This is a genomic window from Micromonospora sp. NBC_00421, from assembly GCF_036017915.1.
GTDB lineage: Bacteria > Actinomycetota > Actinomycetes > Mycobacteriales > Micromonosporaceae > Micromonospora.
Window position 1 is genome coordinate 4,407,373 of record NZ_CP107929.1, and the last position, 24,129, is coordinate 4,431,501.

Annotated in this window: 4 protein-coding genes and 1 pseudogene; all 5 read right to left on the reverse strand. The window is 74.8% G+C overall.

Translation table 11 applies throughout. The features are described from left to right. Nucleotides 1–2: 2 nt before the first annotated feature. Complete coding sequence (locus OHQ87_RS18315) at nucleotides 3–1,313, reverse strand: activator-dependent family glycosyltransferase (protein WP_328339415.1); 1,311 nt, start codon at nucleotides 1,311–1,313, stop codon at nucleotides 3–5. Continuing rightward, entirely contained in the window at nucleotides 1,301–2,635 is a 1,335-nt protein-coding gene (locus OHQ87_RS18320; protein ID WP_328339417.1) for a cytochrome P450 family protein, read from the reverse strand. Before OHQ87_RS18320 ends, OHQ87_RS18315 begins: the two co-directional genes overlap by 13 nt. A gap of 55 nt (nucleotides 2,636–2,690) precedes the next feature. Next, complete coding sequence (locus OHQ87_RS18325; protein WP_328339419.1) at nucleotides 2,691–8,078, reverse strand: type I polyketide synthase; 5,388 nt, start codon at nucleotides 8,076–8,078, stop codon at nucleotides 2,691–2,693. Between the two features lie 31 nt (nucleotides 8,079–8,109). Continuing rightward, nucleotides 8,110–12,834: pseudogene (locus OHQ87_RS18330) on the reverse strand (type I polyketide synthase); the annotation flags it as partial. A gap of 56 nt (nucleotides 12,835–12,890) precedes the next feature. Beyond that, nucleotides 12,891–24,128 (reverse strand): SDR family NAD(P)-dependent oxidoreductase, encoded by an 11,238-nt coding sequence (locus OHQ87_RS18335; protein ID WP_442930517.1) that lies wholly within the window; start codon nucleotides 24,126–24,128, stop codon nucleotides 12,891–12,893. Nucleotide 24,129 lies beyond the last annotated feature (1 nt).

Consider the following 24,129-nt stretch of genomic DNA (forward strand, 5'->3'; position numbering starts at 1 on the left):
CATCAGTCCTTTCGGGGGTGGTCGGTGGCGGCGCCGGCCGACCGGCCGGACCGGTCGTCGGCGACGAGGCGTTCCAGGATGCGGACGACCTCGGCCGGCGAAGGCTCGGCGCGCAGCTCGTCGCGCTGGCGGCGGGCCGCGGCGGCGATCGACGGGTCGTCGAGGATGCGGGCGACCGCCGCCCGCAGGGTCGGGGCGTCGAGCTGCTCCGGCGGGATCGAGATCCCCGCGCCGAGCCGCTCGGCCTGCTGTGCCTTGAGCGGGGCGTCCCAGAGCGACGCGATCATGATCTGCGGTACGCCGTAGAGCATGGCCGTCGACCAGGTGCCCGCCCCGCCGTGGTGGATGATCGCGACACAGGTCGGCAGCAGCACGTCCAGCGGCACGAAATCACACACCCGGACGTTGTCCGGCAGGTCGCCCAGGTCCTCGCGCTGGGCGTCGCTGAGCGTCGCGACGACCTCGACGTCCAGGTCACCGAGGGCACCGAGCAGTTCCTGGAAGGAGACCACGTCCCTGCCGTACGTCTCCCGGGCCGACACGCCGAGGGTCAGGCAGACCCGCGGCCGGTCGGCCTTGGCCACCCACTCCGGCACCACGGACGGGCTGTTGTACGGCGTGTACCGCATGGCCACCCGGCGCCCCGGTGCGGGGAGACGGGTGCTCTCGGCGGTGGGATCGATGGTCCACCCGCCGGTGACCAGGGTCTCCACCTCGTCGTCGCCGAGCTGGCAGCCGTACCGGTGCAGGGTGCAGCGCAACCACTCGGCCATCGGGTCCTCGCGCTGCTCGACCGGCCGGCGCGCCAGGCTCTCGGTGAACAGCCGCCGGGCGTTGCCGACCACGTCCGGCCCCCAGAGCAGCCGGGCGTGCGTCGCACCGACGACCCGCGCCGCGACCGGCCCGGAGTAGGTGAAAGGTTCCCAGATCACCAGGTCGGGCTGCCAGGACCGGGCCAGGGCGACCGTGTCGTCCATCGTGGAGTCGCCGTTGAGCGGCGCGAAGCACAGCGCGGTGAGCATGGTCTGCTGCCCGAGCAGGTACTCCGGGGTCAGCACCTCGGGGCGGGTCTCGGTGAAGTCCAGTCCCCGCTGGTAGGGCATCAGGTCGCCGCCGACCTCGGTGAGCAGGTCGATGATCGCCTGGTCGTCGCCGACCGGCACCGCGGTCAGCCCCGACCGCACGATGGTGTCGGTGAGCGAGGGCTGACTGGCCACCCGTACCTCGTGACCGGCCGCGCGCAGCGCCCAGGCCAACGGCACCAGGCTGTAGTAGTGGGTGTTGTGCGCGAAGCACGTGATCAGGACGCGCATCGGATCGCCTCCTCCGGCGCCTGGCGGTCGTCGGACCGGTGGCCGCCGTTCCCGGTGCGGGCGACCGGGAAGCGGGCGTGGCCGAGCAGGACGGGTGAGCGTCGCCACCGCACGCCACCGGACGACTGCCGCAGCGTGGGGAGCGCCTCGGCGAGGGTCCGCAGGGCAGTCGTGACGACGAGCCTGATCAGCGGCCCGGCATTGGCAAGCTGCGGCAGCCCCACCACGTCGCGGTCCGGCGAGCCCGACCCGCCGGGGTCGAACCCGTCCCGGTGCGGGGCGGTCGCCGTCTGCGGTCCCCGGTTCGCCATGGCCACCAGCACGACCAGGTGGCTGTCCGCCGGGAGGAACTGCCCGCCGAGGGTGACGTCCCGCTGCACGACGCGGCTCTCCAGGCGCACCGGCGGAAAACAGCGCAGGGTCTCCTCGACGACGGCGGCGGACCGGTCCGGGTCGCCGCGGAGCAGGGCCCACTGCCCGGGGCGGTCCAGCAGCGCCCGGACCGCGTTGCAGAGCAGGGTGGTCGCCGGTTCGGCCGCGCCGACCGCCAGCGCGAGCGCGGCGGCCGTCCGGTCGTCGGTCGGCAGCGCCACCCCGGAGCCGGCCGGGTACGGGGACGGCGGTTCGGCCCCGACCGGGGACCGGGTAGGCGGCGGGGGCGGCACCTCGCCCAGCAGGTCGGTCAGCTCGGCGGTGGCGGCGACGACGGTGAGGGCGTTCGCCACGGTCTGCGGGCACAGCCGGCTGTCCAGCGTACGGCCGGCGGCGGTGAGCGCCCCCTCGAAGCGGTCCCGCCGCCCGGCGGGCACCTCCAGCAGGTCGGCCAACACCGAGGCGACCAGCCGCCGGGCGAGCACGGCGAGGTCGAACCGCTCCCCGAGCCCGTCGAGCAGGGCGGCTGTGGTCTTCTCGACCCGGGCACGCACCCCCGCGGCGTCGGCGCGCAGGACCGGCCCGCCGAACCCGGCCAGCGCGTCCAGCCGCCGCCGGGCCTCCGGCCCGTGGTCCAGAGCCGTACCGGCCAGTGGCAGGTCCCGCTCGCCGGGCCGCTGCCCGGCGCGGGTCAGCCAGCCGAACCGGTCGTCGGTCAACACCTCCCGGGCCACCGTGGCGTCCCCGGTCACCCAGGTGTCCAACTGCTCGCTGCGGAACAGCGGCTGGGCGGCCACCCGCTGCTCGTACGGGGTCGGGTCGTCGGTCTCCGCGCGCAGGATCAGTGCGTACGGGTCGCCGTGGTTGCCGGCGAACCACTGCGCGGCGCGGGTCAGTTGCAGCCGGCGGGCCCAGGTCGCGGGATCCCCGTCGGGCGGGACTGTGGTCATGCGTTCTCTCCTGCTGTCGTCGGGTTCGCCGGGACGGACGGAACCGGTGTACGGGTCACGGAACGCGGGGCGGACACACCTCGTCGAGCCACTTGTGCACGGTCGCGGCGGTGGCGGGGGCGTGCTCGGTCATCATCGAGAAATGGGTGCCGGGCACCTCGGCGCTGGTGTGCGCGCCGTCGAAGCGCGACCGCCAGTCCTGCCGGGGGTCCGGCCAGGCACCCACCGGCTCACCGGCGTACAGGTGCAGCACGGGTGCCCGGGTCGGCCGGGGCGCCCAGTCCAGGAGCAGCCGGTGGTACGCGCCCATCGCGGTCAGCCGTGTGTCGTCGACCGGGACGACGGAACGCTCGGCGACCCAGGCCAGCATCTCCTCGCGCCATACCCCCATCGCCCCCGGTGCGGCGGGCGTGTAGATGTCCATCAGCACCAGCGCGTCGGGGCCGGCGCCCCGCGCCTCCAGGCGCAACGCCAGCGCGTGCGCCAGGTTCGCCCCGGCCGAGTGGCCGACCAGGACGAAGGGCTTCCCGGCGCGGTGGGCCAGGACGGCGTCGGCCTGGACGTCGAGCAGCACGTCGAGGCCGGCGGGCAGCGGCTCGCCGGGCAGGAAGCCTGGCTGCGGAAGGACTGCGACGTCCCGGAGATCGGCCAACGCGGCGGCGAACGCCGTGAACTCCCGGGGACCGGACGCCGCAGCCGTGCCCGCGCAGCAGATCAGCGGGGGACCACCCGCCCCGGTGCCGAGCGGGACGAGGCCCGGTGGCTCGACCAGTTCGTCGGCAGACCGGAACACCGGCCGGAAGGTGGCGACGGTGCCGAGAACCTCCACCGCCTCGGCGGCGCGCCCCGTGCCGACGGCCCCCCGGTACATCTCGACCAGGGCGCTTGCCGCAGCCGGCACGGGTGGCCCGCCCGGCGCGTCGGCGAGCAGGCCGTGCAGGTGCGCCGCGAGCGCCCCGGGGGTGCCGTGGTCGAACAGGACCGGGGCCGGGAGGCTCAGGCCGGTGGCCTCACCGAGCCGGCGGCGCAGTTGGACGGCGGCGAGCGAGTCGAAGCCGAGGGCGGGAAACTCCGCGTCGGCCGGTACGTCGTCGATCCCGTCGTATCCCAGCACACCGGCGGTCTCGGCGCGGACCAGCGCCAGCAGTCCGGCGCGGTCGGTGGCCACGGTGGCCGGTCGGGGAGCGGGCGGCTGCCCCCGGTGCGCCGGGCCGGCCGGATCGCCGCCCCCGGTCGGCAGCTCGGCGAGCAGCGGGGCGGGACGCGCGGCGGCGAAGCCGGCCGCGAACCGGGCCCACTCCGTGTCGGAGACCGTCACCCCGGTCTCGTCGGCGTCCAGGATCTGCCCGAGGGCGGCGAGGGCCGCCGCCGGGGACATCGCCCGGACGCCCCGACGGCGCAGGTACTCCTCCCCCGCGCCCGCTCCCATGCCGGGCCCGCCCCAGACCCCCCAGGCGACGGAGGTCGCCGGCAGCCCTGCGGCGCGACGGCACTCGGCGAGCGCGTCGAGTGCGGCGTTGGCCGCCGCGTACGCGCACTGCCCGCCGCTGCCCCACACCCCGGCGGCGGAGGCGAAGGTGACGAAGGCGTCCAGGTCGCCGGCGAGTTCGTGCAGGTTCACCGCCCCGGCGACCTTGCCCGCGCAGACCTGCGCGAACAGCTCCGGAGAGGTCTCGCGGAGCGGCGACACCTGGGGCACGCCCGCCGCGTGGAACACGGCGGTGAGCGGCACGGCGGAGGGGATCCCGGCGAGCAGGTCGGCGACGGCCGCCCGGTCGGCGACGTCGCAGGCGGCCACGGTCACCTCGGCACCGAGCGCGACCAGCTCCGCCCGCAGGGCGGCGACCCCGGGGGCGTCCCCGCCCCGGCGGCTGGTCAGCACGAGGTGCCTGGCGCCGTTGCGTGCCAGCCAGCGGGCCGTGTGCGCGCCGAGTGCGCCCGTACCACCGGTCACCAGGACCGTGCCGCGTGGGCGCCAGGCCCGCACGGCCCGAGGCGTGGGCGCGGGCACCAGCCGCCGGGCGTACCCGACCGCACCGCGGACCGCGACCTGGTCCTCCGGGCCGCGGAGCGCGTGCCGCAGCAGGTCCCAGTCCCGGTCGTCCGGGTCGACCGGCAGGTCCACCAGGCCACCCCAGGACCGGGGAAGTTCGAGCGCGGCCACCCGGCCGAAGCCCCACAACTGGGCTCCGGCGACAGAGGGGGACTCGTCGGGCGTCACGGCGACCGCCCCCCGGGTCACGCACCACAGCCGCGCGGAGGTCCCCAGGTCGGTCAGGGTCCGGGCGAGGGCCAGGGTGGCCAGCACCCCGCCGGGCACCGGGGCGGACCGGGGGGACACCCGGTCGTCGAGGCCCAGCAGGCAGAGCACCCCGTCCGGCCCGCCACCTGCGTCGGCGGCCCCGGTCAGCAGGGCGGCGAGGGTGTCCCGGTCCGCGTCGGCGGCGTCGACCGTCAGCCGGGTGACCGTGGCCCCACCCCGACGCAGGGTCCGCTCGGCGGCGTCGGCGAGCGACGCGACGCCGTCGTGGGCGGGGACCACCAGCAACCACGCCCCGGCCACCGTCCCCGGCCCGGCCCCGACCGCCGCTTCGGCTCCGCTCCCCGCCGCCGGCCCGGTCCCGGCCACGGTCGGCAGCAGCCGCCAGGCGATCCGGTACCGCCAGGCGTCGGCGGGGCGGGCCGACGGCGGGCCCGGCGACAGCCAGAAGCGTCGGTGCTGGAAAGCGTACGTCGGCAGCTCGACCCGGCGTGCGCCGGTGCCCGCGAACACCCGGGACCAGTCCAGCTCCACACCTGCGGCATAGGCAACGGCCAGGGCGGCCAGCAGGGTGGCGGGCTCCGGCCGGCCGGGCCGCAGCAACGGCGACAGCAGCACCTCCCCGGTGGGTCCGAGACACTCCTCGGCCAACGCGCACAGCACCCCGTCCGGGCCGAGGCCGACGAAGACGGTGGCCCCCCGGTCGCGGGCGGCCCGCACCCCGTCCCGGAACCGGACGGGCCGGCGGACGTGCCGGACCCAGTACCCGGGGTCGCACAGCTCGTCGGCGGTGGCGAGCCGGCCCGTCACGTTCGACACCACCGGGATCGTCGGGGCGTGGTACGTGAGGCCCCGCGCCACCCGTCGGAACGGCTCCAGCATCGCGTCCATCCGCGGGGAGTGGAACGCGTGGCTGACGTTGAGCCGTCTCGTCCGGTGGCCCAGGTCGACGCACCGGGCAGCCACTGCCAGCACCGCCTCCTCGTCGCCGGACACCACGACCGCGCGTGGGCCGTTGACCGCCGCCACCGCGACCCGGTCCCCGTCGAGCAGCGGCCCGACCTCCTCCTCGGCGGCCCCGATCGCCACCATCGCGCCGCCGGGCGGCAGCTCGCCCATCAGCCGGCCCCGTGCCGCGACCAGCTCGCACGCGTCGTCCACGTCGAGTACGCCGGCCACGTGCGCGGCCGCCAGTTCGCCCACCGAGTGGCCGAGCAGCACGTCGGGTCGGACCCCCCAGCCGTGGACCAGTCGGAACAGCGCCACCTCGACGGCGAAGAGGGCGGCCTGCGCGTACCGGGTGCCGTCGAGCAGCCGCGCGTCGTCCGATCCCGGCTCGGCGAAGAGCACCCGCAGCAGCGGACGGTCGAGGTGCCGGTCCAGCCGGGCGGCGAGCTGCTCCAGGGCGTCGGCGAAGGCGGGAAAGGCCCCGTACAGTTCACCCGCCATCCCGACGTGCTGGCCGCCCTGCCCGGCGAAGAGGAACGCGGTCGCGCGGTCGCGACGCGCGGTGCCCCGGACCACGCCCGCCGCCGGCCCGCCGGCGGCCAGCGCGTCGACGGCGCCGAGCAGGCCGTCGCGGTCGGCGGCCACCAGCACCGCCCGGTGCTCCAGGGCGGCCCTGGTGGTGGCCAGGGAGAACCCCACGTCCAGCGGGTCCACGTCGGGGTGCGCCGCGAGGTGCGTGCGCAACCGGCCCGCCTGGGCGCGCAGCGCCGCGTCGGTACGGCCGGAGAGCACCCACGGCACCAGCGGCAGGCTCCTCGTGGGGGACTCCGGGTCGACCGGGGCCGGTGGTGGTTGCTCGACGATCACGTGCGCGTTGGTGCCGCTCACCCCGAACGCGGAGATCCCGGCCCGGCGGGGCGCTCCGGGCGTCGACGGCCAGGGCACCGCCCCGGTCGCCACCCGGACGACACCGGCGGACCAGTCGACAAGCGGGGTCGGGACGTCGGCGTGCAGGGTAGGCGGGACCGTACCGGCCCGCATCGCGAGGAGCATCTTGATCAGGCCGCCGACACCGGCCGCCGCCTGGGCGTGCCCGATGTTCGACTTCAGCGAGCCGAGCCAGAGCGGCCGGTCCGGGCTGCGGTCGGCGCCGTAGGTGGCGATCAACGCCTGTGCCTCGATCGGATCGCCGAGCCGGGTGCCCGTGCCGTGCGCCTCGACCGCGTCGATCTGGTCGGCACCGAGCCGGGCGTCGGTCAGCGCCTGCCGGATGACCCGCTGTTGGGCGGGGCCGCTCGGGGCGGTCAGCCCGTTGCTGGCCCCATCCTGGTTGACGGCCGAACCCCGGATCACGCCCCGCACCCAGCGGCCGTCGCGGACCGCGTCGGAGAGCCGTTGCAGGACCAGCACGCCGACGCCCTCCGCCCAACCGGTGCCGTCCGCGCCCGCCCCGAACGCCCGGCAGCGACCGTCCGCCGCGAGCCCCCGCTGCCGGGAGAACTCCACGAACGCCGCCGGGTCCGGCATCACGGCGACCCCACCGGCCAACGCGAGCCCGCACTCGCCCCGGCGTAGCGCCTGCACCGCGAGGTGCACCGCCACCAGGGAGGACGAGCAGGCCGTCTCGACGGTCAGGGCCGGCCCCTCCAACCCGAGCAGGTACGAGATCCGTCCGGACAGGACGGCGTCGGCGCTGCCGGTCAGCCGGAAGCCCGCCGAGCCCTCCGGCACCTGACCGGCGTCGGCCGCGTACCCCTGGTGGGCCGCACCGACGTACACCCCGGTACGGGAACCGCGCAGGCTGTACGGGTCGGTACCGGACCGCTCCACCGCCTCCCAGGACACCTCCAGGAGCAGCCGCTGCTGGGGATCCATCACCATCGCCTCGTGCGGCGAGATCCCGAAGAACGCGGCGTCGAAGTCCCCCGCCCCGGCCAGGAACCCGCCCTCGCGGCAGTAGGTGGTGTTCCGCGACTCGGGATCCGGGTCGTACACGGCGTCCACGTCCCACCCGCGGTCGACGGGGAAGTCCCCGATCGCGTCCGTACCCGCCTCGACCAGTCGCCACAGGTCCTCCGGCGAGGACACCCCGCCGGGGTAACGACAGGCCATGCCGACGACGGCGACCGGCTCGTGCAGGGCGGCGAGCAGCTCGTGGTGCTGTCGACGCAGCCGCTCCGTCTCCTTGACCGAGACACGCAGCGCCTCGATCGCCTTGTCGGGGGGCATGACCATGGGCGGGCTCCTTGAGGGGAGGAAGAGCGGGTTAGGAGTCGGCGTTGTCCAGCACCCGGCGCACAAGTTCCTCCGGATCGAGTTCGTCGATGGCATCGCCGAAGGCCGGCTCCGGCCCGTCCGGCACCGCGTCGGCACCCAGCCCGGCCAGCGCCAGCAGGCCGTCCAGCAGGCCGGCGTCACGCAGCCGGGCCAGCGGCAGGTCGGCGAGGGCCCGGCGTACCTCGGCCTCGCCCGGGTCGCCGCCCGTCGACGTGGGGTCGAGGAGCCCGGCCAGGTGCCCGGCGACCGCCGTCGCGGTGGGATGGTCGAAGACGAGGGTGGCCGACAGTGGTACGCCGACCGCCGCCCCGAGCCGCCTGGCCAGGTCGACGGCGGTCAACGAGTCGAATCCGATCTCCCGGAACGCGGCGTCGGGGCCGACGTGCTCGGGCCCCGGGTGACCGAGGACGGCGGCGACCTGCCGGCGTACCAGGTCGAGCAGGCTCCGGCGGCGTTCGTCCGGACTCGCGGCGGCGTGCCAGGCCGACAGGTCGGTGCCCTCGGGCACGGCGTCGGCAGGCGCCGCGCGGGCCTCCGGCAGGTCGCCGAGCAGCGGGCTGGCCCGGAAGGCGGTGAACCCGGCCGTGAACAGCGGCCAGTCCACGTCGGCCACGGCGACGAAGGTCTCGTCCCGGTCCAGGGCGGCCAGGAGGGCGGCCACGCCCCGCTCGGGAGGCATCGGCCGCAGACCCCGGCGGCTCAGGTACTCCTCGGCGTCACCCTCCCCCATACCTCCGGAGCCCCACAGGCCCCAGGCGACGGAGGTGGCGGTCAGCCCGGCGGCGCGCCGCTGTTCGGCAAGCGCATCGAGGGCCGCGTTGGCCGCCCCGTACGCGCTCTGCCCGCTGCTGCCCCAGACGCCCGCGTTGGACGAGTAGAGCACGAACGCGTCCAGGTCGTACCCCCGGGTGAGCTCGTCGAGGTGGCGGGCCCCGGCGACCTTCCCAGCGAACACCTCGGCCACGTCGGCGAGCCCGGTCCCGCCGATGGGCATCGAGTGCGCCACGCCCGCGGTGTGGAAGACCGCGCTCAGCGGTGCGTCGGCGGGCAGTCCGGCGAGCAGCTCCGCCACGGCGGCCCGGTCGGCGACGTCGCAGGCCGCGACGGTCACCTCGGCACCCAGCGCCCGGAGTTCCCCGGCCAGCTCGGCCGCGCCGGGGGCGGCGGCCCCGCGTCGGCTGGTGAGCACGAGGCGCGCGGCCCCGTCGGCGGCCAGCCGGCGGGCCACGTGCGCGCCGAGCGCGCCGGTGCCGCCGGTGACCAGGACGGTGCCCCTGGGCCGGTACCTCCGCTTCGCGGGAAGGGCGGGAGCGCGCCGGAGCCGGCGGCCGTACCCGACCGGGCCGCGCAGCGCGACCTGGTCCTCCTTCCCGGCCAGCACGTCCACGAACGCCTCCCACACCGGGCCGTCCAGGTCGACGGGCAGGTCGACGAGCCCGCCCCAGGTGCGGGGCAGTTCGAGGGCCGCGACCCGGCCGAACCCCCAGACCTGCGCCTGGTGCTGGTCGGCGGTCTCGTCCGGCCCGACGGAGACCGCGCCCCGGGTGACGGCCCACAACCGGACGGCCGGCAGGGCCTCCGCGACGGCCTGGGTCAGCAGCACCGTCGCGGCGACGCCGACGGACACGGCCGGATGGTCGGGGTGCGGGCGACGATCGGTGCCGAGCAGGGACAGCATCCGGGTCGGCCCGTCCGCACCGGCTGCCCCGGTGAGCAGCGCCGCGTACCCGGCCCGGTCGGTGCTGGTCGGCTCGACGGTCACCAGGCGTACCTCGGCACCCCGCGCAGCGAGTGCGCCGTGCACCGCCTCGACCAGCTCCGTCGCCTGCTCCGGGCCGGCGACCAGCAGCCACCGGCCGGTCGGCGCGGCACCTGTGCGTTCCAGCCGCCGCCAGCCCACCCGGTAGCGCCAGCCGTCCCCGGCCGGGCCGGAGTCCGCCTGCGCGGCGGGCTCCAGCCAGTAACGCTGCCGCTGGAACGCATAGGTGGGCAGGTCCACGGCGACGCGCGCGGCCCCGGCCAGCGCCCGGGACCAGTCCACGGCCACCCCCTGGGTGAACGCCTCGGCTGCCGAGGTCAGGAGCCGGTCCAGGCCGCCCGCCCCCCGGCGCAGCGACCCGACGGCCACCACCCGGACGCCGACGTCGTCCCCCAACTGCTGGATCCCGGGTACGAGGACGGCGTGCGCGGCGACCTCCACGAAGGTACGGTGCCCGTCGTCGAGCAGCACCCGCACGGTCTCCTCGAAGCGGACCACGCCCCGCAGGTTGCGGTACCAGTAGCCGGCGTCCAGGCCGGCGGTGTCGATCCGCCCGCCCTGCACCGTCGAGTAGAAGGGCACCTCCGCCGGACGCGCGTCGACCGGGCCCAGGACGGTGAGCAGCTCGTCGCGCAGCCGGTCCACCTGCGTCGAGTGGGAGGCGTAGTCCACCGGCACCCGCCGGACCCGGACGCCCTCGGCCTCGAACGCCTCGACCAGCTCGGTGACCGCGTCGGCGGCACCGGACACGACTGTCGACCGTGGCCCGTTGACGGCCGCGACGTCGAGCCGGCCGTCCCAGGCGGCCAGCCGCCCCGCGACCTCCCCGACGGGCAACTGGACGGACGCCATGCCGCCGAGGCCGGCGAGCACCCGGCCGATGACCTGGGCTCGCAGCGCGACCACCCGGGCGGCGTCCGGCAGGGTCAGCGCACCGCAGACCACCGCGGCGGCGATCTCGCCCTGGGAATGGCCGACCACCGCGTCCGGCTCGACGCCGAGCGACCGCCACAGCTGCGCCAGCGACACCATCACCGCCCACGAGACGGGCTGGAGCACGTCGACGCGGTCCAGCGGCGGGCTGCCGACCGTGCCCCGGACCACCTCGCCGAGCTTCCAGTCGGTGTACGCCGACAGCGCCTGCTCGCACCGGTGCATCGACTCGGCGAACACCGGTGACCGGTCGAGCAGGTCGGCCCCCATGCCGACCCAGTGCGTCCCCTGCCCGGGAAAGACGAAGACGGTACGCCCGGTGGGCGCGGCGACGCCGGTCGTGACCGCCGGTCCGGGTTCGCCACCGGCCAGCAGATCGAGCGCGTCGAGCGCCTGCGCCCGTCCGGTGGCCGTCACCACCGCCCGGTGGTCGAACGTCGAACGTGCGGTGGCCAGGGCGAAGCCGGTGCCGGCGAGGTCGGTCTCCGGCGCGGCAGTCAGCAGGTCACGCAGCCGGCGGGCCTGCCCGGCCAGCGCCGGCTGCGACCTGGCGGACAACACCAGCGGTACGACCGGCGGCGGGTCGCCGACGGGCCGGGTGTCGACGGGCGGGGCCTCGTCCGCAGCGGCGGTGTTCTCGGGGGCCTGCTCCAGCACCACGTGCGCGTTGGTGCCGCTCACCCCGAAGGAGGAGACCCCGGCGCGACGCGGACGGCCCGTCTCCGGCCACGGGGTCCGCCCGCGCAGCAGGGCCACCTGGCCGGCGGACCAGTCGACCTCGGTGGTCGGGGTGTCCACGTGCAGGGTCGGCGGCAGGATCCCGTGCCGCATCGCCAGCACCGCCTTGATGACCCCACCGACCCCGGCCGCCGCCTGGGTGTGACCGATGTTGGACTTCAGCGAACCGAGCCAGAGCGGACGGTCGGCGGGACGGCCGGCGCCGTACACGTTCATCAGGGCCCGGGCCTCGATCGGGTCACCGAGCCGGGTGCCGGTGCCGTGCGCCTCGACCACGTCCACGTCCGCGCCCGTCACCCGGGCGTCGACGAGCGCCTCGCGCAGCACCTTCTCCTGCGCCGGGCCGCTGGGCGCGGTGAGACCGTTGCTCGCCCCGTCCTGGTTGACCGCCGTGCCGGTGACCAGGGCCAGCACCCGTCGCCCGTGGCGGACGGCGTCCGACAGTCGCTCCACGACCAGCATCCCGACCCCCTCGGCCGGCCCGAACCCGTCCGCCGAGTCGGCGAACGCCTTGCACCGGCCATCCGGGGCCAGCCCCCGCTGCCGCGAGAACTGCACGAACACCGCCGGGCTGGCCAGCACCGTCGCCCCGCCGGCCAGCGCCAGGTCACACTCGCCCTGCCGCAGGGCCCGCACCGCCAGGTGCAGGGCCACCAGCGAGGACGAACAGGCGGTGTCCACCGTCAGCGCGGGTCCCTCCAGGCCCAACGCGTACGAGATCCGCCCCGAGGTAAAGCTGACCACCCCGCCGGTCAGCAGGTGCCCCTCCAGTTCCGCCGGGGGCTGTCCGGCCATGTCGGTGTAGCCGCCGTGCCACGCCCCGACGCACACCCCGGTACGGCTGCCGCGCAGCGAGTCCGGGGGAATTCCGGCCCGTTCCAGCGCCTCCCAGGACGTCTCCAGCAGCAGCCGCTGCTGCGGGTCCATGGCCAGGGCCTCGCGGGGCGAGACGCCGAAGAACGCGGCGTCGAAGTCGCCGACTCCGGCGAGGAACCCGCCCTCGCGGCAGTAGGTGCGGCCCGCCGCCGCCGGGTCCGGGTCGTACAGCGCATCGCCGTCCCAGCCGTGGTCGTCGGGGAACGGGGAGATCGCGTCCGTACCCGAGGCGACCAACTCCCACAGTTCCTCCGGCGAGCCGACCCCTCCGGGGTAGCGGCAGGCCATGCCGACGATCGCGATCGGCTCGTGCGCACGCGCCTCGACCGCGCGGAGTCGGTCGCTGACCCTGGCGAGTTCGGTGGTGGTCAACCTCAGGTACTCGCGGAGCTTCTGCTCGTTCGACATGCCGCCTCGTCCCTCCTGACCGTCGTTCCGTCCACCACGTCCCTCGCCCACCCGGGTCAGGAGGTGCGGAACCGCTCGTCGATGAACGCGAAGATCTCGTCGTCGTCGGCGGACTCCAGTACGTCGGCCGACCCGCCGTCGCTGCCGACCGTGTCGTCGCGGGCCGTACCCCAGCGGGTGGCCAGCGCGGCGATCCGGACGCCGATCTCCCGGCGCACCAGGTCGTCCAGCCCGTCGAGGGCGGCCGTGTCGGTGTCGGCCAGGGCCGCCTCCAGCCGGTCCAACTCGGCCAGCAACGGCAGCTCGGCACGGGCCTGCCCGGGGGCGAGCCCGCCGAGCAGGTGCTCCGCCAACGCGTCCGGGGTGGGGTGGTCGAAGACCAGCGTCGCCGGAAGGCGCAGCCCCGAGGCGGTGGCCAGCCGGTTGCGCAGCTCCACCGCCGTCAGCGAGTCGAAGCCGAGTTCCCGGAAGGCCCGGTCCGCGTCGACGGCCTGCGGGTCGGCGTGTCCGAGGACGACCGCCGCGTGCCCGCGCACGGTCTCCAGCACCAGCTCCCGCTGTTCGGCCACGGTCAGCCCGGCGAGCCGTTCGGCGAGCGTGCGGTCCGCGTCGTCCGGGGTGGCAGTGGCGGCCGTGTCGCCCGATGCCGCCACCGGCACCAGGCCGGTGAGGAGCGGGGGGACCTTCCCGGCGGCCCGCAACGCGCCGACGTCGAGCCGGATCGGCACCTGGAGCGCCTCGTCCACCGACTGCGCGGCGTCGAACAGGGCAAGGCCCTGGTCGGTGGTGAGCGGCAGCACGCCGCCACGCGCCATCCGGCGGCGCATCCCCGCCTGGTCGAGGTGCCCGGCCATCCGGCTGCTGTCGGCCCACAGGCCCCAGGCCAGCGACACCGCCTGCCGCCCCTGCGCGCGGCGGTGCTGGGCGAACGCGTCGACGAAGCCGTTGGCCGCCGAGTAGTTTCCCTGCCCCGGGCTGCCGAACAGGGCCGCCGCCGAGGAGAACAGCACGAACGCGGAGAGGTCCCGGTCCAGGGTCAACTCGTGCAGGTTGACCACCGCGTCGGCCTTGGGCCGCAGCACCGCGTCCACCTGCCCGGCGGTCAGCGCGGTGATGGTGGCGTCGTCGAGGACACCGGCGGCGTGCACGACGGCGGTGAGTGGATGCGCGGTCGGAATGCCGTCGAGCAGTCGGCGCAGCGCCACCCGGTCGGCGGCGTCACAGGCGACCACGGTCACCGACGCGCCGGCCGCGGTCAACTCGTCGACCAGCGCGGACGCCCCGTCCGCCGTCGGGCCGCTGCGGCCGGCGAGCACCAGGTGCCGTACGCCGTGCCGGGCGACCAGGTGCCGGGCGACGGCGCCGCCGAGCGTCCCGGTGCCGCCGGTGACCAGGACGGTGCCGTACGCGTCGAACGCGGGCGGCATGGTCAGCACCACCTTGCCTACGTGCCGGGCCCGGCTGATCAGGCGGAACGCGTCCCGGGCCCGCCGGACGTCCCGCACGGTCAGCGGCAACGGGTTGAGCACCCCGGTGGCGAACAGCTCCATCAGCTCGCCGAGCAGCTGCCCGACCAGCTCCGGACCGGCCTCGACGAGGTCGAACGCACGGTATCCGACCCCCGGGTGGTCGGCGGCGATCCGGTCGGGATCACGGACGTCGGCCTTGCCCAGTTCCAGGAAGTGGCCGCCACGCGGCAGCAGCCGCAGGGACGCGTCCACGAAGTCCCCGGCCAGGGAGTTCAGCACCACGTCGACGCCGCGCCCCCCGGTGGCGTCCAGGAACCGCCGGGCGAAGTCGAGGCTGCGGGAGTCGGCGATGTGCGCGTCGTCCAGGCCGAGGCCACGCAGGGCGTCCCACTTTCCCCGGCTGGCCGTGGCGTAGACCTCCACGCCCAGGTGCCGGGCCAGTTGGAGGGTCGCCATGCCGACGCCGCCGGCACCCGCGTGCACCAGCAGCGACTGCCCCGGGCGGAGCCCGGCGAGCCGGGTGAGCGCGTAGTGGGCGGTGAGGAACACGGCCGGCACCGACGCGGCCTGCGCGTACGACCAGCCGCGCGGGATCCGGGCGAGCATCCGGGCGTCGGCGACCACGACCGGCCCCAGACCGCCGGTCCACATGCCCAGCACCCGGTCACCGGGGGTGAGGCCTACCACGTCCGACGCGACCTCGGTGATCACGCCGGCCCCCTCGGCGCCCAGCAGCGGCGTACCCGGGTACATGCCGAGCGCGATGAGGGTGTCCCGGAAGTTCACCCCGGCAGCGCGTACCGCGACCCGGACCTGCCCGGGTGCCAGCGGTGCCTCGGCGTCCGGGGCAGGCACCAGCGCCAGGCCCTCCAGGGTGCCCTGCCCACCGGCGGCGAGCCGCCACGCGGCACCGGCCGGGGGCGTCAGCGGGCCGTCCGGGCGGGATCGGTGCCGGACCAACCGGGGCACGTGCACCGTCCCGGAGCGCACGGCCAGTTGCGGCTTCCCGGCGGCGAGCGCGGCGGGCAGGGCCCAGGCGCTGACCGGGTCGGCGTCCAGGTCGACGAGGACGAACCGGCCCGGCTCCTCGGACTGGGCGGAACGCACCAGCCCCCACAGGGCGGCGGACACCGGGTCCACGTCCTCGGTGCCGTCGCCGACAGCCACCGCCGAGGTGGTGACGAACGCCAGCCTGGCCAGCCCCAGGCGGCCCTCGACCGCGAGCCAGGACCGGGTCAGGTCCAGAGCGCCGAGCACGGTGGCGCGTACCGCATCGGGCCCGATCGGCGCGCCCGACCCGACCGGCACCGCGACCACGTCGGGCACCGCCGCACCCTCTGCCACCGCTGCGACCAGGCCGGCGAGATCGGGGTACGCCGCGCAGAGCCCACCCGCCCGCTCCAGGTCCCCGGCCAGCCCCGGAGCGTCCGCGCCCAAGACCGCCCACCGCTGCACCGCAGCGGGCCCCGGTTCCGGCAGGTCGGTCCAGGCGACGTGGTGCAGCGCGCCGTCCCGGGCACCGGGAACGCCGGACGCGAGCGCCTCCACCGGAACCGCACGCACCACCAGGGAGTCGATCACCACGACGGGGTTTCCCTGTTCGTCGGCGCAGACGATCCGGACCGCCTCGGCACCGGCCGGGCTGATGGTGACCCGCAGCCGGTCGGCACCGACCCCGGACGACGACACGCCCCGCAGGGCGAACGGCATCCGGACCTGCCCGTCCTCGGGGAAGAACGCGCCGAGGCCCATCGCCTGGAACGCCGCGTCGAGCAGCGCCGGGTGGACGCCGAAGCGCGGGGTCCCGGACTGGGGGACGGGCAGGGCCACCTCGGCGTACACAGTGCCGCCGGCCCGCCAGGCGGCCCGGACCCCCCGGAAGGACGGCCCGTACTGGTAGCCGCGGTCGGCGAACCGGTCGTACAGCCCCGCCACCTCGACCGGTTCGGCCCCGTCCGGCGGCCAGTGCCCGCCCGGTTCCCCGCTCCCGACGGTGTCGGCGCCGGCCGGCACGAGGGTGCCCTGCGCGTGCCGGGTCCACGCGGCGTCGGCCTCCGCACCGTCGGCGCGCGAGTGGATGGTGAGCTGCCGCCGCCCCGCCACGTCCGCCGGGCCCACCACGAGCCGCAGTTGCACCGTCGACTCGTCGGCCACCACCAGCGGCGCGTCGAGGGTCAACTCCTCGATCCGGTCGGCCCCGTCACGCCGCCCGGCCCACAGGGCGAGTTCGGCGTACGCGGCCCCGGGCAGGATCGCCGTGCCCAGCAGGGCATGCTCGCCGAGCCACGGGTGGTACCGGACGCCGAGTCGGGCCGGGTACACGTGGCCGCCCTGGTCGGGCAGCTCCACCGCCCCGCCCAGCAGCGGATGGTCGGCACCGCTGAGACCGGCGGACGACACGTCCTGCCGCGCGGCCGGTGCGTGGTACCAGAAGCGCTCGCGCTGGAACGGGTACGTCGGCAGGTCGACCCGGCGCGAGTCGGTCCCGAAGAGCACACCCGCGTCGATCTCGATCCCGTGTGCGTGGGCGAGCCCGAGCGCCATGCCGAACCAGCGGGCGCCGCCCCGGCCGCGCCGCAGTGTCCCGAGTACCGTCGCGGTGACCCCGGCGTCGGCCGCGGTGCCCTGCAACGACACCGACAGCATCGGGTGCGGGCTGGGCTCCAGGAACCCCTGGTGCCCGTCCGCGAGCATCGCCCGGGTCGCCTGCTCGAACTCCACCGGGTCGCGCATGTTGCGGTACCAGTAGGCGGCGTCCATCCGCGCGGTGTCCAGCAGACCGCCGGTGACGGTCGAGTAGAAGGGGATCTGCGAGCTGCGGGGCGACACCGGGGCGAGGGCCGTCATCAGGTGTTCCTTCAGCACGTCCACCTGCGCGGAGTGCCCGGCCGTGTCCACCCCCGGGATCGCCTTGGCGTGCACCCCCTCGGCGGTCAGCTCGTCGACGAGTTCGGCGAGCGCGTCGGGGTAGCCGCTCACCGCAGCCGTACCGGGGCTGTTGACCGCCGCGACGGACAACCGGTCGCCGAACCGCTCCAGGCGGGTGCGGAGCACGTCGACGGGGAGCGACACCGCCACCATCCCCCCCTGCCCGGCCAGCCGCAGCCACGCCTGGCTGCGCAGGGCGACGATCCGCGCCGCGTCGTCCAGCGACAGGCCGCCCGCGACGTGGGCCGCCGCGATCTCACCCTGCGAGTGGCCGACCACGGCCGACGGGTGTACGCCCAGCGCCCGCCAGGCCGCCGCCAGCGACACCATCATCGTGAACAGCACCGGTTGGACCACGTCGACCCGGCTCAGCGCGGGCGCGCCCGGCACCCGGCGCAGCACGTCCAGCACGGACCAGTCGAGGTACGCCCGCAGCGCCTCGTCGCACGCCGACACGCTCGCCCCGAAAGCTGGTGAGCGGTCGAGCAGCCCGTCGGCCATCTCGGCCCACTGCGAACCCTGGCCGGGGAAGACGAACGCGACCCGGTCGCTCGCGCCGGCCCGCCCCCGCAGCAGCACCGGGTGCTCCTCGCCCCGGGCCAGCGCGGCGAGCGCGTCGCTGACCTCCGCGCGGCTCTCTCCGATCACCACGGCCCGATGCGCGAAGCGTGCCCGGGTGGCCGCCAGCGTGTAGCCGACCTCGGCGATGTCCAGGTCGGGCTCCTCGATCAGCCGGGCCCGCAACCGTGCCGCCTGGGCGCAGAGCGCGGCGCTGCCCCGGGCCGACAGGAACAGCGGGACGGTGACCTCGTCCGCCTGGTGATCGAGCGGTTCCCGCACCACCGGCGGTGCCTGCTCGACGATCACGTGGGCGTTGGTGCCGCTGATGCCGAACGAGGAGACCGCCGCCCGGCGTGGTTCGTCGCCCTGCGGCCACGGCACCGGCTCCGTCAGCAACGACACCGCGCCGGAGGCCCAGTCCACCCGGGGCGTCGGCCGGTCCACGTGCAGCGTGCGCGGCAAGGTGTCGTGCCGCAGCGCCAGGATCACCTTCATCACCCCGGCGATGCCGGCGGCGGCCTGGGTGTGACCGATGTTGGACTTCAGCGAGCCGAGCCACAGTGGCCGGTCCACCGGCCGCTCCCGGCCGTACGTGGCGAGCAGGGCCTGTGCCTCTATGGGGTCGCCGAGGGCGGTGCCGGTGCCGTGCGCCTCGACCGCGTCCACCTGGTCCGGCCGGAGGGCGGCGTCGGCCAGGGCCTGCCGGATGACCCGCTCCTGGGAGGGCCCGTTCGGGGCGGTGAGGCCGTTGCTGGCCCCGTCCTGGTTGACTGCCGACCCCTTGATCACGGCCAGGATCTCGTGCCCGGCGGCCTCCGCGTCGACGAGCCGCTGCACCACCATCATGGCGGCGCCCTCGCTGAGCGCCACCCCGTCGGCGGCGGCGGCGAACGCCTTCGACCGGCCGTCCGGGGACATCGCCCGCTGCCGGGAGAACTCCACGAGCATGTCCGGCGTCGACATCACCGTTGCCCCGCCGACCAGGGCCGACGTGCACTCGCCCCGGCGCAGCGCCTGCACCGCGAGGTGCAACGCCACCAGGGAGGCGGAGCAGGCCGTGTCCACGGTCACCGCCGGGCCCTCCAGGCCGAAGACGTAGGACAGCCGGCCGGACATGACGCTTGCCGAGTTACCGGTGCCGAGGTAGCCGTCGAAGTCGTCCGCGCCGTCCCGCAGCAGCGGTAGGTAGTGCTGGCCGTTGGTCCCCACGAACACGCCGGTCCGGGTGCCACGCAACGCGGTCGGGTCCACCCCGGCCCGTTCCAGGGCCTCCCACGCGGTCTCCAGCAACAGGCGCTGCTGCGGGTCCATGGCCAGCGCCTCGCGGGGCGAGATCCCGAAGAAGGCGGCATCGAAGTCCGGCGCGTCGTGCAGGAAGCCACCCTCGCGGACGTAGGTGCGGCCGGGCGCCTCCGGGTCCGGGTCGTACAGGCCGTCGACGTCCCAGCCCCGGTTCGTGGGGAACGGGGAGATGGCGTCCCGGCCCTTCTCCAGCAGGTCCCACAGGTCGTCGGGGGCATCGACCCCGCCCGGGAACCGACAGGCCATCCCGATCACCGCGATCGGCCCGTCGTCGACCGCCCCCGCCGGAGCGGACGGCGGGGCGACGGCATCCACCGCGTCCTCGCCGGCCTCCGGCCCGAGCAGTTCGACACGCAGGAACGCGGCCAGCGCCCGGGCGCTGGGATGGTCGAATACGACGGACGGCGGCAGGTTCAGCCCGGTGGCCGCGTTCAGCCGGTTGCGCAGGTCGACCGCGGTCACCGAGGTGAAGCCGAGCTCCCGGAACGCCCGGTCCGGATCGGCCGCCTCGGTCCCGTCGTGCCCCAGCAGGACCGAGACGTGCGTACGGACCAGCCGCAGCAGCGTCCGGTGCTGGTCGGTCGCGGGCCTGCCGATGAGCGCGCGGACCAGTTCGGAGCCGGTCGACGCGTCCTCGACCGGGGTGCGCTCCACCTCCCGGGCCGCCCGCAGCTCGGGCAGCTCGTCGAAGAAGGTGGTCCGCCGGGCCGCCGTGTACGAGGCGACGAACCGCGCCCAGTCCACGTCGGCCACGGCCACCAGGCCCTCGCCGCGCGCCACCGCCCCGTGCAACACGTCCAGCGCGGTTCCCGGCTCCAACGGCGTGAGGCCACCCCGGAGCAGCAGTTCACGGTCGGAGTCGGCGGCTCCGGCATCGAGTTCACGCCCGGCGGAGTCCACCGGCGGGGCGGCCCACGGCGTCCACGCGATCGCCGTGCCGGGCAGGCCACGGGCCCGCCTCTCCTCGACCAGCGCGTCCAGCCGGGCGGTGCCCGCCGCGTAGCCGCCGTGCCCCGCACCGCCCCAGGTTCCGGAGACAGAGGAGAAGACGACGAACGCGTCGAGCTTCAGCTCCGCCTCCGCCGCGAGGGCGTCGAGGTGCAGCGCCGTCGTCGTCTTCGCGGCGACGGCGGCGACGAAGTCCTCCGGGGTGGTCTCGGCGAGGGGGGTGAGCGCCACGGCGGGCGGGGCCACCACGATCGTGGTGGGCCGGTGCGCGCCGAGCAGCCCGGCGAGCACGTCCCTGTCGTTCGGGTCGCAGTCGACCAGGGCCACCCGGTCGGTGTCGCCGGTGAGCCCGGCGGTGGACGCGGCTGCCGGGCCGGCGAGCACCACGCGTGTCGCCCCGTCGTCGAGGAGGCGGCCGACCAGGGGCGCGGCGGCCGGGCCGGTGTCCCCGACGACGAGGACGGTGCCCCGGGCCGGCCAGTCGCCGGGCGTGCCGGCGGCGCGGGAGCGCACGAGGCGTCGTCCGTGGACGCCGGAGACGCGTACGGCGACCTGGTCCTCGCCGCCCGAGCCGCCCACCACGTCGGCGAGCTGCGCGAAGGCGCGCTCACCGGGGGACGCCGGCAGGTCGACCAGCCCGCCCCACCGGTCCGGCAGTTCGAGGGCCGCGACCCGTCCGAGGCCCCACACCTGGGCCTGCCCGGCGTCCGGCGTCTCGCCGGAGGACACCGCGACGGCGCCCCGGGTGACCGTCCAGAGGCGGGTCCGCGTTCCCGCGTCCGCCACCGCCTGGATCAGGGCGAGCGAGGCGGTCAGACCGAGAGGTACGGCCGGGTGGCGCGCGTCCGCGCCCTCGGCGAACGCCAGCAGCGACACCACACCGGCCGAGGCGGACGCCGCGTCGTCCCCGGAGAGGGCCGGGGCCAGGAGCGTGGCGAGGCTGGCCCGGTCGGCGGCGGCGACGGTCAGCAGCTCGACGGACGCGCCACGCGCGACCAGCCCCCGCCGGACGCCCTCCGCCACCCCGCCACCGGCCAGCGCCTCGGGCACCACCAGGAGCCAGCGGTGGGTGAGGGGTCGGGGGTCGCCCGTCGGCAGCGGCTTCCACACGATCCGATACCGCAACTCCCCCACCGGGTCGGCACCCACGACCGTCGTGGTGGCGGAGCCGGTCGGAGTAGGTGCCCAATAGTGGCGTCGTTGGAACGGATACGTCGGCAGGTCCACCAACCGCGCGTTCGTGCCCGCGAACACCCCACCCCAGTCCACGTCCATGCCACCCACGAACGCCTCACCCACCGACGTGAGGAACCGACCCCACCCGCCATCGTCACGCCGCAGCGACCCCACCACCACCGGCCGCACACCCGCATCCACCACCGCCGCCGACTCCAACACCCCACCCGCCAGAACCGGATGCCCCGAACACTCCACAAACCCCGAGAACCCGTCCGCCACCAACCGCCCCACAGCATCCGCGAACAACACCCGCTCCCGCAGATTCCGATACCAATACCCACCATCCAGAGCATGACCGTCGACCAGACCACCCACCAGAGAGGAATAAAACGGCACACTGCCCTGCTGCGGGGACAAACCATCCAGAAGCCGCGACAGCTCCCCCTCCACCGCCTCCACATGCGCCGAATGCGACGCATAATCCACCGCCACCCGCCGCACCCACACACCATCACGCTCACAGTCGGCTATGAACCCCTCCGCCGCCTCCACGTCCCCCGACACCACCGTCAACGACGGACCATTCACCGCCGCCACACCCAACCGGCCGTGCCACCCCACCAACCGGCCCTCGACAGCAGCCACCGCAAGCGCCACCGACACCATCGCCCCACCACCGACCAACACCCCACCAATCACCCGCGACCGCAACGCCACCACCCGCGCACCATCAACCACGCTCAACACACCCGCCACCACCGCAGCCGCCACCTCACCCTGCGAATGCCCCACCACCGCATCCGGCACCACACCCACCGACACCCACAACCGCGCCAACGACACCATCACCGCCCACGACACCGGCTGCACCACATCAACCCGACCCCACAACCCCCCACCCGCACCGCCACGCACCACCTCCAACAAATCCCAATCCACAAACCCCGCCAACGCCCGCCCACACTCCACCATCGAACCGGCAAACACCTCCGACTCGTCCAACAACACCGCACCCATCCCCACCCACTGCCACCCCTGACCCGGAAACACAAACACCACCCGACCACCACCAACCGCCACACCCGAACCCACCGAACCCACCACCACCGAACCCTCAACCAAACCCGAAACCGAACCCGAAACCGAACCCGACGACCCCGCACCCGATATCCCCGAAACCACACCCGCCACCGCCACACCAGACGCCACCACATCCAAGCCCGCCACAACCTCCGCGACATCCCGACCCAACACCACCGCACGATGCTCAAACACCGACCGCGACGACACCAACGACCAACCCACATCCACCAACCCCGCACCAGACCCCGCACCAGCGCCCGCATCAGGGCCGGCATCATCGCTGGTGAGACCCGCGCACAACTCCCGCAACCGCGCCGCCTGCGCCCGCAACGCCCCCACCGACCGCCCCGACACCACCACCGGAACCACCGACAAACCCCCACCACCAGCGGCATCGGCATCGGCATCGGCGATAGCCGGCTCCTCAAACTCCGGAGCCTGCTCCAAAATCAGATGCGCATTCGTCCCCGAAATACCGAACGCCGACACCCCCGCACGACGCACACGATCCACCACCGGCCAATCCCGAGTCTCCGTCACCACCTCCACCCCACCCGACGACCAATCCACCAACGGCGTCGGCACATCCACATGCAACGACCCCGGCACCACCCCCGCCCGCAACGCCATCACCATCTTGATCACACCCGCCACACCCGCAGCAGCCTGCGCATGACCAATATTCGACTTCAACGAACCCAACAACAACGACCCACCCACACGACCACGCCCATACACCCCCAACAACGCCCCCACCTCAATCGGATCACCCAACCGAGTCCCCGTCCCATGACCCTCCACCACATCCACCCCAGACGGCCCCAACCCCCCACTCGCCAACGCCGCACCAATCACCCGCTCCTGCGACGGACCCGACGGCGCCGTCAAACCATTCGACCCACCATCCTGATTCACCGCAGAACCCCGCACCACCGCCAACACCCGATGACCACGCTCCCGCGCCACCGACAACCGCTCCAACACCACCACCCCCACACCCTCCCCCCACCCCGTCCCATCCGCACCACCCGCAAACGCCCGACACCGCCCATCACCCGACAACCCACCCTGCCGAGAAAACTCCACAAACAACCCCGGCGCCGCAATCACCGTCACCCCACCCGCCAACGCCACATCACACTCACCCAACCGCAACCCCTGACACGCCAAATGCAACGCCACCAACGACGACGAACACGCCGTATCCACCGAAATCGACGGACCCTCCAACCCCAACACATACGACACACGACCCGACACCACACTCGGCGACGTCCCCGTCAACAAATAACCCTCAAACCCACCCCCCGACTCCACCAACCGCGGCCCATACTCCTGACCCATCACCCCCACATACACACCCGTCCGGCTGCCCCGCAAACCCACCGGATCAATCCCCGCGCGTTCCAACGCCTCCCACGACACCTCCAACAACAACCGCTGCTGCGGATCCATCGCCACCGCCTCACGCGGCGAAATACCAAAGAACTCCGCATCGAACATCCCCGCCTCATACACAAACCCCCCCTCCCGCACATACGACTTCCCCACCACCCCCCGCACCGGATCAAACAACCCCTCCACATCCCAACCCCGATCCACCGGAAACCCCGACACCGCATCCCCACCCCCCACCACCAAATCCCACAAACCCTCCGCCGACACCACACCACCCGGAAAACGACACCCCATCCCCACCACCACCACCGGATCATCCACAACAGCAACCGACTCGTACTGCCGCAACCGTTCGCGGGACTCGTGGAGATCCGCCATGGCACGACGCAGGTACTCGCGAAGCTTGTCTTCGTTGCTGACGGACACG